Below are 14,123 nucleotides of genomic sequence, written 5' to 3' on the forward strand. Positions count from 1 at the left end.
AACATAATAAATAGTTACTGTGTTATAAGCCCATACCCAAGATACCTATGCTTATTACCCCCGGCCCTCTACTGGCTAAAATCAACAGCCCCGATGACGTTAAAAAACTTGATCAGGCACAACTGGTCCAGCTTTGCGATGAATTAAGGCACTTTATTGTCGATAATGTTTCGGTATATGGCGGCCACTTTGGTGCCAGCCTGGGTGTGGTGGAATTGACGGTTGCTTTGCATTACGTGTTCAATACACCGGTCGATCAGCTCGTGTGGGATGTTGGCCACCAGGCTTACGGGCATAAAATACTTACCGGCAGAAAGAATGTTTTCCATACAAACCGGTTGTATGGGGGCATCTCCGGTTTTCCTAAACGCAGCGAAAGCATATACGATACATTTGGGGTTGGGCACTCCTCCACTTCAGTATCTGCCGCGTTGGGCATGGCTGCAGCTTCAAAATACCTCAAGCTAAATGATAAGCAACATATAGCGGTAATTGGCGATGGAGCCATGACGGGCGGTATGGCTTTTGAAGGCCTTAACAACGCAGGCGTTTCTGATACCAACCTGTTAATTATCCTCAACGATAACTGCATGTCTATCGATCCGAATGTTGGGGCATTAAAAGATTACCTGACCGATATAACCACCTCACATACTTACAATAAATTAAAGGATGACGTGTGGAATTTGCTCGGCAAGCTCTCCACATTCGGTAAGAGCGCGCAGGAAATTGTATCGAAAGTTGAAAATGGAATTAAATCAACCCTTCTCAGTCAAAGTAATTTATTCGAATCGTTAAACCTGCGCTACTTTGGCCCAATTGATGGGCACGATGTTAACCATCTTGTACATGTACTGAACGATTTGCGCGATATAAAAGGCCCTAAGATTTTGCACTGCGTAACCGTAAAGGGCAAAGGCTATGGACCGGCCGAGAAAGGAAACGCCACCACCTGGCACGCGCCCGGAACGTTCGATAAAATCACGGGTGAGATTCACAAAAAAGTCCATGATAAACCCCAGCCCCCAAAGTATCAGGATGTATTCGGCCATACCTTGGTGGAGTTAGCAAAGCAAAACGATAAAATAGTAGGTATTACACCCGCTATGCCGTCCGGTTCTTCCATGAATATTATGATGAAGGAAATGCCCGACCGTGCTTTTGATGTAGGTATTGCCGAACAACATGCCGTAACATTTTCAGCCGGCCTGGCCACGCAAGGCATAATTCCTTTCTGTAATATTTACAGTTCGTTCATGCAACGCGCTTACGACCAGGTCGTGCACGATGTGTGCATCCAAAACCTTCCGGTAAACTTTTGCCTGGACCGTGCCGGTTTTGCCGGGGCCGATGGCCCTACACACCATGGCGCTTATGACATTGCCTATTTCCGTTGCCTGCCAAACATGATTGTGTCGGCACCTATGAACGAGCAGGAGCTTCGTAACCTCATGTACACAGCTTCATTACCCCGCACCGAAAAGGCTTTCTCCATCCGATACCCGCGCGGGCAGGGTGTCATGCCTGAGTGGAGGACACCGTTTGAAAGGTTAGAAATAGGAAAAGGCAGAAAGTTGCGTGATGGTTCCGACATAGCAATCCTCACCATTGGTCATATTGGCAATTACGCTGTTGAGGCATGCGATAGGCTTGAAAAACAAGGCATTAGTATTGGCCATTTTGATATGCGCTTTGTAAAACCATTGGATGTACAACTGCTGCACGAAGTGTTTACCAACTACCGCAAAGTAATAACCGTTGAAGATGGTTGTATTCAGGGCGGATTTGGAAGTGCTGTACTTGAATTTATGGCCGATCACAATTACCAGGCAGAAGTAAAACGCCTTGGTATCCCTGACGCTGTTATTGAACACGGTGAGCAATATGAGTTGCACCGTGATTGTGGTTTTGATGCCGGCCATATACAGACATGTGTTATCAGCTTGTTAGAACCTGTTCTTAAAACAAGGTAATACCTGTGGCTGCAATTCATTACACTGAGAAGGGTAATGGGTTTACCATTGTTTTGCTTCATGGTTTTTGTGAGAACCTTCACATTTGGGATTCATTAATCCCCCAATTAAGTAAGGAATTCAGGGTAATTACAATTGACCTTCCCGGGTTTGGCAAAAGCAAAGGCTTGCCTGCTTCACACAGCATTGATGATGTGGCCGATGTTGTGCTGGACTTCATTTCGAATGATCGGAAGCTTGAAGCATGCATGGTGTTAGGGCATAGTTTAGGCGGCTATGTTATGCTGGCCATGGCGGAAAAAAGACCCGACATTTTTAGTGGAATAGGACTTCTTCACTCCACAGCCAATGCCGATCTGCCCGAACGCAGGGTTGCCCGCAATAGGGTTATCGACTTTGTGAAAGAAAATGGCGTAGCGGCCTTTGTCCAATCTTTTATCCCGCCTTTGTTTGCCGATCAGGCCAATCCTGCAATAGCCGGAACAGTAGAGTTTGCTTTAGGTACCCCGCTATCTACTTTAATATCGTACACGGCCGCCATGCGGGACCGGCCTGACCGGAATCATGTTCTAAAGTCTTATACCAAGCCAGTACTTTTTGTGGCCGGCAAATATGACTCGCTCATCCCGGTTGAATCAATAGAAACCCAAGCCCGTCAAGCCGTAAAGGCACAAATTGTTGTGCTCGAAAAGTCGGCACATATGGCCATGTTGGAACAAACCAACGATACAGCAACCGCTATACTATCGTTCGTTCGACCATTAGCAGGCCATCCATAGGTTGGAAAAGGATACTAATTGGTGTGTTTATTTGATTTTTTAGGGAAAAGTGTGCTAAATTGAGCAGCCAATTTTTAAATAGCACTTACGTAAGTTAGGTTAAAAGAATTCAGGATTTTATATTTGCTTAATAACCCTTAAAACCCAAACCCATAGTATGGAACCCATAATTGCGCAATATGAACCTTGGAACAGGATGGCCGAATACATCGCCTACGGCTGTTGGGCACTGGCGGTTTTGATTGTTCTGTGGCTTCTGGTGAAGTTGGCAACGACAAGCGATCCAAAGGAAAAGTACGATTACATTAGCCGAAACGAAATTAAGCTGTTGTGGATTGCATCCGTTATTTTGATTGTTGGCTGCTGCTTTTACGCCAATGCTAATATAGAAGAGCTTAATGCAATACTCATTTTTGTGCGGGTGTTTACTACCGTTTCCATGGGCCTCATCGCTGCACTTATTGTGCAAAACCTGCTCAAATTCTATTACCCTTTTTATATTGAAAAGCGCCTCAAAGTACTGCGCTACAAGCCACGGATTTCCCCTAAAACCGGCCGTGCTATGAAGTTATTGAGTGAAGAAGAAGAAGATGCTTACCTGGATGAGGGTATGCAGGCGGAAGAGAACATCTTCTCAACGGACTACGATGTGTGGAAAGATGAAGAGAGTGGATACATTAAGATTGAGAAATATGCCGGTCACTTACATGCACTCGAGTGCCCTGAATGCAATTACCAGACTTTTAAGGTAGTAAAAGAAGAGATATTAAAGACGCCTACCGCAACGGAAGAAGGCGAATTGCTGAAGCATTATACGTGTGGCTACTGTGGCTACAAAGCCAAGAAGACCGTTACACTGAAAGCTTCGACCAAATTTGAAGAAACAGCAGCAACAGCTTAAAAACTTCAATAGTCATCATTAAAAAAACCTTCCCGATCAGGAAGGTTTTTTTATGCTTAAAAGCGGGGTAGTTTTATCTGATCATAATAAAACTTCATGCGCGAATGTGCTGCATCAAGCGGGGCAATTTTTTCAATGCTTGAGTGTTTGTGATTAACGAACACTTCCACGTAATGATGACCTAACAAATATAGGTTCACCTTGTAATTGTAATAGCGGATAGCCATCACAAAAGTTCCACGTTCATAGAGTGTCGTAATCTTTTGATCAAGTGAATAGGTTTTAAATTCTGCCCAGGAGATCATGAACTAAACTTATGAAAAATATTCGGGGTTAAAAACCTCACGAAGGTTAAAAGCAAAAGCAGAAAATTCAGATTGCGGTAAGTAAACAATGGTGCACTAAAGCCCATTGTCAAACGAGCGTATTGCACGAATGATTACCTCCACACTTCGATGATAAAACGATTGGTTTACTTTTTCAAAATCATCGGTTGGCCTGTGATAGTCGGGATGATCCTCAACACCGAAATAAATAAAAGGAATTTTCATCCTGTGGAAATTCATGTGATCCGACTGGCCGGTCCAATCGTTCCTGCCGGAACCAGGTTGGTCATGGCCGAAACGTAATGAAATGTGCTCGGGCACCTTTACCTTTTCAAGTAAAGGTTTTAGCTGTGGATAATGAGCGGTGCCGCAAGCATAAAGCTCACCGTTATCACTTCGGCTTATCATGTCCATGTTGATGTTCAACATAATTTGCTCCTGTTGCAGGTTAATACTGTTTACAAAGTAGGCCGAACCACGAAGCCCCATTTCTTCTGCATCGAAAAAGGCGAGGATGATACGATGTGAGGGTTTGTTTTTGGCGAAGTGCTCAGCGATGGCCAATAAGGCTGCCGTGCCCGATGCATTGTCATCAGCGCCATTATAAACGGTTCCACCCAGCATGCCCAGGTGATCGTAGTGTGCACTGATCACGATGGTTTCTTTTTTCTTTCCTTCAATAACAGCCAGTACGTTCATGCCCTGGCCAGCCTGCACCTGACCGAAGGATTGGGTAACCGTAAAAGGCTGAACGTAGTTGCCATTGAGCAATGGAAGTAAGTTCAACTGTGTTAGGCGATCGATAATAAACTGCCGGGCTTTGGTGTTTCCAGCCGATCCGGTTTTCCTTCCCTCCAGGCTATCGGAAGAAAGGATTTTCAAATCGTTTGAGAGTTTTGTTGGATTGAAAGAAAACTGGGCAAATGCAAACCCGGTAGTGCAAAAAAGAAGAACCACCAGAAGAAATCTCACAGCACGTATCCTCATAAAATATAAAGCCCCTTATGGGGCTTTGGTTTTAAAAAATCAGGGGTGAAAGACGGGACTCGAACCCGCGACCCCCAGAACCACAATCTGGTGCTCTAACCAACTGAGCTACATTCACCGTTTTGTTCCCGTTTCCGGGAAAGGACTGCAAATTTAGCAACTGCCAAACAATAACAAAACGAAGGTCATTGCCCTTCAAATGAAAGCCTTTTACCCCTTTGGCTTTCGTTAAATTGGCCGTTGGCATAAGCCAAGTGCCCGGATACAAACGTGTGGGTGACTTGCGACCGAAAGGTGACCCCTTCGAAGGGAGACCATTTGCATTTTGCCAGGATGTTTTCCGGGCTTACGCACCACGGCTTATTCAGGTCAACCAGCACCAGATCAGCAAAATAGCCCTCCCGTATAAACCCCCGCTTTTCAATCTGAAAAAGAGTGGCCGGATTATGCGCTGTTTTTGTGGCAATCCAATCCAATGAAACTTCACCTCGGTGGTAAAACTCCAACAGGGCTGTTAAGCTGTGTTGTACGAGCGGCCCGCCCGAAGGCGCTTTGAAATAGGATTGTTGTTTCTCTTCCAGTGTGTGCGGGGCATGGTCGGTAGCAATCACATCAATTCGGCCATCGAGTAGTCCTTGAAGAATTCCGCGCTGATCGGTAGCTGCTTTAATAGCCGGGTTCCATTTTATACGCGTACCCAGGCGTTCATAATCTGCATCGTTAAACCAAAGGTGATGTATGCATGCTTCGGCTGTGATTTTCTTTTTGGATAGGGGAATTGAGTTGTCAAAAAGCGAAACTTCTTTAGCCGTGGAGATGTGCAGGATGTGCAGCCGTGTTCCGAATTTTTTTGCAAGCTCAACCGCGAATGAAGATGATTTGTAGCACGCTTCTTCACTGCGAATAAACGGATGATACTTCACCGGCATATCTTCACCGTATTTTTCACGGAAGTGTGCAGTGTTTTTTAAAATGGTGGCTTCATCTTCGCAATGCGTGGCAATGAGAAACGGCACTTTCGAAAACAGGTTCTCTAAGGTTTTCGGGTCATCAACCAATAAATTTCCGGTAGAGGAGCCCATGAAAATTTTTAATCCGCAAACTTTCCGGGCATCGGTGCGCAGCACCTCATCCAGATTATCGTTTGAGGTGCCCATGAAGAAGGAGTAATTGGCCAACGAATCGCGCGAAGCAATGCTGTATTTTTCCTCAAGCAGTTGTTGTGTGAACACAGGTGGAACGGTGTTGGGCATTTCCATATAGCTGGTAATCCCTCCGGCTACAGCAGCACGCGATTCGGTATAGATGGTAGCTTTATGTGTAAGGCCCGGTTCCCGAAAATGTACTTGGTCATCAATCAAACCAGGAAATAAGTATTGGCCCTTGGCATCCAACACAACATCAGCACGATGGCCTGATAAATCAGTACCAATGGCTTCGATGTACTCACTGTTGATCAGCACTTCGCCCTGAAACACCTTGCCTTCATTGACTATATTTGCGTTGACAATTCGTGTAGATTTCATTGCTTAAAAATATTTTAGATTGATCGGCTGGAATGACTATGTTTAGTGTCGTTACTTACCTTGTGAATGTTGTGCATAGCCTTTCATTCCGTAAAAATAAGCGCCCATGGCAGCACTTTTATCGTTTGATGCTTTTAAATTAAACAAGCAATTGCTGAATGCGATAGCTGATGCCGGCTTTGACCGCCCGACAGAGATTCAGCAAAAATGTGTTCCCTTGCTGATGGGTGGCCAGGAAGTAATTGGCATCGCACAAACCGGTACGGGTAAAACTGCTGCTTATGTTATACCGGTGTTGATGAAAGTGCGCTATGCACAGGGCACTGATCCGCGGGCAGTTATCCTGGCGCCTACCAAAGAACTTACCATCCAGATTGCCGAGCATACCAGGCAGTTGGCGAAGTATACGGATTTACGCATTGTTCCGATTTACGGTGGTGTTGGCCCCAAAGTGCAGATTGAAACGATAAAACAAGGAGTGGATATTTTGGTGGCCACCCCTGGTCGGTTTATGGAACTGTATTTGAAAGGCGAATTGCCAACCCGGCAAATAAAAACGTTGGTGCTGGATGAGGCCGACCGCATGATGGACATGGGTTTTATGCCGCAGCTTCGCAAAATATTTGAAGTGATCCCGAATAAGCGGCAGAATATGTTATTCTCGGCAACGTTTAATCAACGTGTCGAAAAATTATCCGCTGAGTTTTTGGAATTTCCGGTGCGTATTGAAGTAACGCCCCCGGCCACAGCCGCCAGCCAGGTACGGCAACAGGTTTATTACGTACCTAACCTGAAAACAAAAATCAATTTCCTGGAATACCTGCTTACCGATCGCGAAACGTTTACCCGTGTGATGGTCTTCACCCGAAATAAAGAAACTGCCGATAATGTGTTTCATTATCTCGACCGAAAAGACCTTGGCCCGGTTCGGGTTATCCATTCCAACAAGGGACAAAACAGTCGCATTAATGCAGTGAATGAATTTAAGGAGGGCAATCTCCGGGTTTTGGTTTCAACCGATGTAACAGCACGGGGCATTGATGTAACCGGTATAACACACGTTATAAATTTTGATGTGCCCGTGGTGTACGATGATTATGTCCATCGCATTGGCCGTACCGGTCGCGCTTTTCATGAAGGAACGGCCATTACATTCGTTACCGATGCCGAGTTATACCACATCAAAAAAATTGAACGGCTAATCCGTGAACAGATACCGGTAAAGCGACTGCCCTCCGCGGTAGAGATTACGGAAACACCTTTTGCCGAGGCACAAGCCATGGCCCGTGAAATTGACCGGCAAAAGCGAAAAGATAACCCTGATTTTAAAGGGGCGTTTCATGAAAAAGGGAAGGTTAAAAAGAGATAACGGGACTTTTGTTCGACAGTGTGTATGATCGGGTTGGTCACCGTTCTGGTTGCAGCTATGCTTTTACAGGCCTTGTATTCTTTTAAGCGCCTTAAGGGATTACAAACTAAGCACAATGAATTGACCTTGACGCTCAGGAAGGTTCAGCAAGACCTGGTTGAGGAATCGGAACGGAGTAAGCGTATGGAGACGGAACTTCAACAACAAGTAAAATCAAACGATACGTTGCTGAAAGCCGAGCGAAAGCGGATAGCAGCCGATTTGCATGACGATATTGTACAACGCATGGTCGTTGTTCGCTTGCGGCTTGAACAGTTGAGTTATTATCCTCTACCGGAACGTGCCAAAAAAGAAGTGTTGTTGCTTCACCGCGAACTGGAAAACATCATGGCCGACATCCGGTACCTGATTGATGACCTGGTACAGCCCAAGTTTGAAATCCAATCATTCAGTACGCTGATACACGAGTTGGTGGCTCGGTTGAGCCGTATAATACACCGGAAAGTAGAATTTAAAGTACAGTATGAACAGGATGAATTCTTTATACAGCCGTATATCAAGCGTGAACTGTATTATATCATCCAGGAAGCCGCGCAAAACTCGTTAAATCATTCAACGGCTTCTGTTCTACTTATTTCACTCAGGTGGGAAGATACTTTGTGGGTGGTTATTGAAGATGACGGGCAGGGCCTGTTGCAGCGTGGTCGTGGCAAGGGGTATGGTACAGAGTCCATTAAACAAAGAGCGGGGGCTATTGGGGCAGAGCTGATTATCAGAAGCCGTACACCCGGGTTGGTGATTTTGCTGGGATACAGAAACTCACAATAAGCCGTTGCGTAACGCAAAGGCCACCAGCCCGGCTGTGCTTTTGGTGTTTGTTTTTTTAAGCAGACCTTTGCGGTAATCTTCGATGGTAGAGGCTCTGAGGTTAAGGTGCTCGGCAATAAGCTTACTCGATTGCCCCTCAGTTAGCAGCTTCAGCACTTCAAGCTCACGGTTGGTAAAATGGGTACGCGATGACCTGGCTGGGGCATGTTGCAGCTTTTGCATGTGCTGCTGTATCGCTTCGCTAAAAAAGTTTTTTCCGTCATGTGCGGCTTTCAGGCAGGCGTTGATTTCGGAGCTGTTGGTGCTGCGTTTAAGCAATATACCCGTGAGGTTGAGCAGCAGCATTTCCTGGACCGTCTCCTCATCATCGTAGCTGGTCATTCCGATAACCTTTACGTTGGGATATTCCTGTTTAACAGTTTTTATAAGGTCGCTGCCACTGAGGCCCGGCAGGCGAATGTCAACCAAGGCGATGGCAATGCGGTGCTGCTCAAGGACGCGCAGGGCCTCTTCACCACTGTAGGCCGGCAGGGCTTTTTTGCACAGCCCTGTTTTTTCTAAAAGGGCCACCAGCGCATCGCATACCATACGGTGGTCATCCACAACCAAAACGGTGGTGCTTTTATTCATGGGGGACAAATTCTATTCAATATTACCCCATAAATGGGGGGAAAAGCAACCCCCATTTATGGGGGGTGTATTGATTTAATAGTGTATGCTGCATTATGTTGGCGGTATGTTTAACTTAAACCAATAAAAATTATGAAAACTTTATGCATTGAAAATTTAGAATCCATTAATGGTGGGTGGAGTTGGACTAATGCTTTGGGTTGCGCTGCTGGTATAGGATTAGTGGCTCTTGCCGTTACAGAGACTCCTACTGGTATCGGTACAGTTGCTGGCTTGATGCATTTTGTGGTTGGCGTTGAAGCTATTCACGATTATTGCGGAAATGTACTTTAGGCTAAGTTAATGTGGCTATATGATTAGTAGATTTGAAATGTTTTAAAGTTAATCATATAGCCACGTTAAATTATGAATGCAGCACGAACATCTCAAATTATTTTTGGAATACTTTTTTTGGTAACACTAGGTTATGAAAGAGTGGATAATTCCGTTTTAATATTGCTATGGAGAAACTTATGTGCAGCTACCGTATTTTTAATTTTTCTTAACAAAATTAGTTCCCATTTCGAAACAGACCTTTTCTTAGTTAGAATTGAGGCAGATAGCTCATACCTTAAATTTTTCTTTGATTCTATTAATATCTTTAAACTCTTCTTTGCAACGGTTTTCATTTTTGCTATTCCATTATTTTTTTTAGCGGGGCCACAAAATGAATCTTTGTTTTTTTTTGTAATGATTTGTGTCTTAAGTACTGTATTAATAACGACTTTCGTTATTTTAAATCATCTTATTGCTAGGCGATTTGAAAAGTTCATTTCTCCGAATAGGTCAATAATTTTTCTGACTCTGTTGCCATTAGTTGCCTCAATAATGGCAGTTGGTTTTGATTTTGATTTTTTAGTCTATTTATTCTTGCCCAATCTAAATGCATTTGTAGGTAGTTCTTTTAAGGTTTGGAATTTATTTTTACCGATACCCTATACACTACTCCAAGTATATCTTGGATTGTATCATCGAGTAACTCTTTAACCTTTGAAAATTGTGAAAATTTGATGCCTACGGACCTGAGATTAGCCATGGATGTTTTCAATTGATAGTTTAAATTCAAGATTTGCTCATGTACTTTGGCATCAATACTAAAACTGGAGGAAACAAAGAGTGGGCTGCTAATGGTTATTTATTGTTTATTTTAGTAGTGATTACCTCTATTACAATAAACGTAGTCTATAGTTTTGTACTTATCTCTGATGATCTTTATTTCCAGTATTTCGGGGAGAAAATATCATATGAAAGCATACTTAGAATCATCCAGGGAAAAGATAGATATCAATGGTTGAATTATGTATTCCAACCCATATTTTATACACTAAAATTTTTTCTAATATCATCCTGCCTATCAATCGGAATGTTATTGTATGGCATACCGTCCCCTTTCAAATGCTTATTTCGAGTGACAATGGTTGCCGAATTTGTGTTTTTTATTCCCCCAATTCTTAAAGTCCTTTGGTTTGGAATATTTCACATAGACTACACTTTAAAAGACTTACAAATCTTCTCACCTTTATCTGCTCTAAATCTTATTAATAGGGATTCAGTTGAACCTTGGTTACTTTATCCATTTCAAATTTTAAATGTATTTGAATTGGTGTATTGGTTAGTATTGGCCTATGGGCTCTATGAACTAACCGGTGAGCGTTATTCCAAAATGCTTGGCATTGTTGCCGCATCGTACGGAACTGGCTTGTTGCTCTGGATTGTTTTCATTGTTTTTCTAACGATTAATCTGATTGAATAAGATGCGTGATTTAATGATATGGGTTCTGATAATGACGGTTCTTTGTATCATTGGCTGGATGGCCAACGCCTCATTTGCCAGGCTGCAACAGAAAAAGGCAAGAACTACTTCATTAAGTACATTTCCTGCACTAAACTTATTATCGCAGGATAGCCTGGGGTTTCGTTTGGAATCTTTACCACTGGAGCCTGTTTTACTGATCCATTTTAATTCCGGCTGCGATCATTGCCAGTATGAAGCAGCCGCCATCAAGGCTTCTACTGATAAATTCATTGGTGTTCAACTCGTTTTCTTTTCAACCGAGCCAATTACGGTTATCCGGCAATTTTCCGAACAATATGGATTAACGGGATATTCTAACATTCATTTCACTAAAATCAACGCTACCGATGCTGCTGCTACTTTGGGCACTCTTGCTGTACCTCATATTTTTATTTATGGGATTGATCGAAAGCTGGTAATGGAATTCAGGGGAGAGACAAAACCTGAAGCTATTTTAAAGTACCTGCAGTAGTATGCAGCAACGTTTACTACAACAGACTTTTGTCCGCCAGCAGGGCCAATCCGATTGCGGAGTAGCCTGCCTCGCATCCGTTATCAATTACCATGGTGGAGAAACCACATTAGAAAAACTGCGGGAGTTAAGCGGCACTACCCAACAAGGTACAACCTTACTGGGCTTATACCAGGCAGCCCGGCAATTGGGTTTTGATGCGGAGGGGCTAGAGGCAGAAAGTGTTGAGAACCTGAGAGAATTACAAGAACCGGCCATACTTCATGTGATTATGGATAACCGGTTACAGCATTACTTCGTCTACTATGGGTTTGATAAGCACTGGCAGATTGTGGTCGGTGACCCTACGAAAGGCATTATAACGTACAAGCCAAATGAATTAGATGCGTTATGGCAAAGTAAGGCTTTACTAAAGCTCACCCCCAATCAAAATTTTGTTAAAGCCGAAACACAAAACAACCAAAAGAAGCAGTGGATTATTGATTTGGTGAAAGACGATGTAAATGTGTTAGTAGCCGCGCTGTTTCTTGGTCTTATTATTTCAGCACTTGGTTTAACAACTGCTATTTTTTCTCAAAAGCTTATCGATAACATCTTGCCGTCAGGCGATACAAAGAAGCTCATCCTTAGCCTCGTGCTGGTAGGTATACTTTTGCTTGCCAGAAGTGGCCTGGGTTACCTAAGGGGTTTTTTTCTGGTAAAGCAGGGAACGGATTTCAACAACCGGATCATCCAAAAATTTTATGGAAGCCTGCTATATCTTCCGAAATCCTTTTTTGATTCACGTAAGACAGGTGAGCTCATTGCCCGCATGAACGATACGCGTAGAATACAAGCGACCATCAGCCTGATAAGCGGCAATGTGTTGATCGATCTGCTATTGATTATTGTGGCGGTTGTATTTGTATTCGCATATTCATCCTGGCTTGGTAGTGTTATGCTGACCTGCTTGCCCGTATATGCCCTGTTGGTTTGGTTATTTAATAACAAAATTATTGCCTCACAAAAGGAGGTGATGAGCAGCTATGCATTAACAGAAGGTCACTATGTGGACACGATCCAGGGTATTGCTACGGTGAAGGCTGCTAATCGCGAATCTTTTTTTGAGAAGGTGAACAAGCATGTATATGGCTTTTTCCAAAATAAGATTTTTGAGTTAGGCAAACTGAACCTGCGTTTTGGGTTGTTGAATGAAATTACGGGTGTAGTATTTATGCTGGTTGTATTTGGGTTGTCGTCATGGATGGTGTTAAAAGAGACCTTGCAGTTGGGAGAAATGGTGGCCTTACTTTCCATGGCCGGAAGCATCATTCCTTCCTTAAACCGATTGGCCATTGCCAACATTCAATTTCAGGAAGCCCGCGTTGCATTTGACAGACTGTTTGAGTTTGCTTCGATAAAGCCGGAGACACAACCCAGTGAATCATCAATAAACCTGGTTGAAATTGAACAACTGACTGTCAACAAGCTCTCATTTCGTTTTCCCGGCAGAGCACGGCTATTGAAAGAAATTTCTCTAAATGTAAAGAAAGGAGAAGTGATAGGCTTGCTTGGCGAAAGCGGAGGCGGAAAAAGCTCCTTTCTTCAGATCATTCAAAAGTTTTATAAGCCTGAGAGCGGAACGATTGAAGTTAACGGCATTGATCTTGACCGGATTTCAACATCAACATGGCGAAACCTGATTGGCGTGGTGCCGCAGGAGGTAAAGATTTTCAACGGCAATTTGTTGTACAACTTAACCCTGAGTGATAACCCGGATGAATACCAGTCGGCCCTTGAGTTTTGTAAACAAGCCGGATTCGACAAGTACTTCGAATCGTTTCCGCAGAGTTATCTCACCATTTTAGGAGAAGAAGGAATAAATATTTCAGGAGGCCAGAAGCAGGTAGTGGCTTTAGCCAGGGCATTATTCAGACAGCCGCAACTTTTGTTGTTGGATGAAGCAACAGCCGCGATGGACAAAAACACAGAGGCTTTTGTGTTGAAACTGTTAATGAATCTCAAGCAAAATACAGCTGTGATCTTAGTGACCCATCGCATCCAAACGGCACGAAAGGCTGACAGGATTTACATTCTTGATGCAGGGGAAATTGTTGCAAGCGGAACGCCAGAAACGCTGATGGGATCTGTAAATTTTTACAGTGAGTCTGTTAAAGAGTTAGTTGTTTAAGTGGTTTAATAGCAAAATTCTTCTTGAATTACCCCATAAATGGGGGGAAATGCAACCCCCATTTATGGGGGGTATCTTGATTATTAATGTGCTGCTGCATTATGTTGGCGGTATGTTTAACTTAAACCTATAAAAATTATGAAAACATTAAGTTTAGAGAAAATGGAAGGGGTTGAGGGTGGTATGCCAACTATAGATATATGCGGTATTTTAGCATGGGCAGTTCTTGTTTCAAACGGCATACCATTTGGCACTGTTGAAGCTGTTATCATTTTTGAACTTGCTTATAATTCTTGTTTATACCAATATTGACATTATCAAGCAAGAT

The 14,123-nt window shown here is 43.5% G+C and carries 15 protein-coding genes and 1 tRNA gene; 11 read left to right on the forward strand and 5 right to left on the reverse strand.

The features are described from left to right. The first annotated feature begins 47 nt into the window (after nucleotides 1-47). The 3 genes from dxs to KIT51_02080 all read left to right on the forward strand — a co-directional run bounded on the left by dxs (nucleotide 48) and on the right by KIT51_02080 (nucleotide 3,653). A complete protein-coding gene (gene dxs, locus KIT51_02070) occupies nucleotides 48-1,973 on the forward strand; it encodes a 1-deoxy-D-xylulose-5-phosphate synthase (GenBank protein ID UYN87086.1) in 1,926 nt (641 codons plus the stop codon). 5 nt (nucleotides 1,974-1,978) lie between these two features. Next, nucleotides 1,979-2,752 carry an alpha/beta hydrolase gene (locus KIT51_02075; protein UYN87087.1) on the forward strand — a complete coding sequence of 258 codons (774 nt, stop codon included), beginning with the start codon at nucleotides 1,979-1,981 and terminating at the stop codon, nucleotides 2,750-2,752. A gap of 157 nt (nucleotides 2,753-2,909) precedes the next feature. Further along, on the forward strand, nucleotides 2,910-3,653 hold the full coding sequence (locus tag KIT51_02080; GenBank protein UYN87088.1) for a hypothetical protein: 744 nt from the start codon (nucleotides 2,910-2,912) through the stop codon (nucleotides 3,651-3,653). A gap of 56 nt (nucleotides 3,654-3,709) precedes the next feature. Here the strand turns inward: KIT51_02080 and KIT51_02085 are convergent, their stop codons facing one another. From KIT51_02085 to KIT51_02100, 4 genes are all read right to left on the reverse strand, one after another. Then, complete coding sequence (locus KIT51_02085) at nucleotides 3,710-3,958, reverse strand: hypothetical protein (protein ID UYN87089.1); 249 nt, start codon at nucleotides 3,956-3,958, stop codon at nucleotides 3,710-3,712. A 96-nt stretch (nucleotides 3,959-4,054) separates the two neighbouring features. Further along, on the reverse strand, nucleotides 4,055-4,861 hold the full coding sequence (locus KIT51_02090) for a M28 family peptidase (GenBank protein ID UYN87090.1): 807 nt from the start codon (nucleotides 4,859-4,861) through the stop codon (nucleotides 4,055-4,057). Nucleotides 4,862-5,009: 148 nt separating this feature from the next. Beyond that, a tRNA-His gene (locus tag KIT51_02095) sits at nucleotides 5,010-5,085 on the reverse strand. Between the two features lie 66 nt (nucleotides 5,086-5,151). After that, nucleotides 5,152-6,492, reverse strand: coding sequence for a dihydroorotase (locus KIT51_02100; GenBank protein ID UYN87091.1), 1,341 nt, complete (start codon nucleotides 6,490-6,492; stop codon nucleotides 5,152-5,154). Between the two features lie 106 nt (nucleotides 6,493-6,598). Between KIT51_02100 and KIT51_02105 the strand changes: the two genes are divergently transcribed. Both KIT51_02105 and KIT51_02110 read left to right on the forward strand, forming a co-directional pair. After that, nucleotides 6,599-7,861: a DEAD/DEAH box helicase gene (locus tag KIT51_02105; GenBank protein ID UYN87092.1), complete on the forward strand. Its 1,263-nt coding sequence runs from the start codon at nucleotides 6,599-6,601 to the stop codon at nucleotides 7,859-7,861. Nucleotides 7,862-7,987: 126 nt separating this feature from the next. Beyond that, on the forward strand, nucleotides 7,988-8,689 hold the full coding sequence (locus KIT51_02110) for a hypothetical protein (protein UYN87093.1): 702 nt from the start codon (nucleotides 7,988-7,990) through the stop codon (nucleotides 8,687-8,689). Here the strand turns inward: KIT51_02110 and KIT51_02115 are convergent. Next, entirely contained in the window at nucleotides 8,681-9,319 is a 639-nt protein-coding gene (locus KIT51_02115; protein ID UYN87094.1) for a response regulator transcription factor, read from the reverse strand. The genes KIT51_02110 and KIT51_02115 overlap by 9 nt on opposite strands. Before the next feature lie 132 nt (nucleotides 9,320-9,451). Between KIT51_02115 and KIT51_02120 the strand changes: the two genes are divergently transcribed. From KIT51_02120 to KIT51_02145, 6 genes are all read left to right on the forward strand, one after another. Beyond that, nucleotides 9,452-9,652 (forward strand): hypothetical protein, encoded by a 201-nt coding sequence (locus KIT51_02120; GenBank protein UYN87095.1) that lies wholly within the window; start codon nucleotides 9,452-9,454, stop codon nucleotides 9,650-9,652. 72 nt (nucleotides 9,653-9,724) lie between these two features. After that, a complete protein-coding gene (locus KIT51_02125) occupies nucleotides 9,725-10,345 on the forward strand; it encodes a hypothetical protein (protein ID UYN87096.1) in 621 nt (206 codons plus the stop codon). A gap of 427 nt (nucleotides 10,346-10,772) precedes the next feature. Continuing rightward, nucleotides 10,773-11,111: a hypothetical protein gene (locus KIT51_02130; GenBank protein UYN87097.1), complete on the forward strand. Its 339-nt coding sequence runs from the start codon at nucleotides 10,773-10,775 to the stop codon at nucleotides 11,109-11,111. 31 nt (nucleotides 11,112-11,142) lie between these two features. Then, complete coding sequence (locus KIT51_02135) at nucleotides 11,143-11,625, forward strand: hypothetical protein (GenBank protein ID UYN87098.1); 483 nt, start codon at nucleotides 11,143-11,145, stop codon at nucleotides 11,623-11,625. 1 nt (nucleotide 11,626) lies between these two features. Then, entirely contained in the window at nucleotides 11,627-13,795 is a 2,169-nt protein-coding gene (locus KIT51_02140; protein UYN87099.1) for a peptidase domain-containing ABC transporter, read from the forward strand. 138 nt (nucleotides 13,796-13,933) lie between these two features. Further along, nucleotides 13,934-14,107 carry a hypothetical protein gene (locus tag KIT51_02145; GenBank protein ID UYN87100.1) on the forward strand — a complete coding sequence of 58 codons (174 nt, stop codon included), beginning with the start codon at nucleotides 13,934-13,936 and terminating at the stop codon, nucleotides 14,105-14,107. Nucleotides 14,108-14,123 lie beyond the last annotated feature (16 nt).

Source organism: Cyclobacteriaceae bacterium (assembly GCA_025808415.1).
Lineage (GTDB): Bacteria > Bacteroidota > Bacteroidia > Cytophagales > Cyclobacteriaceae > UBA2336.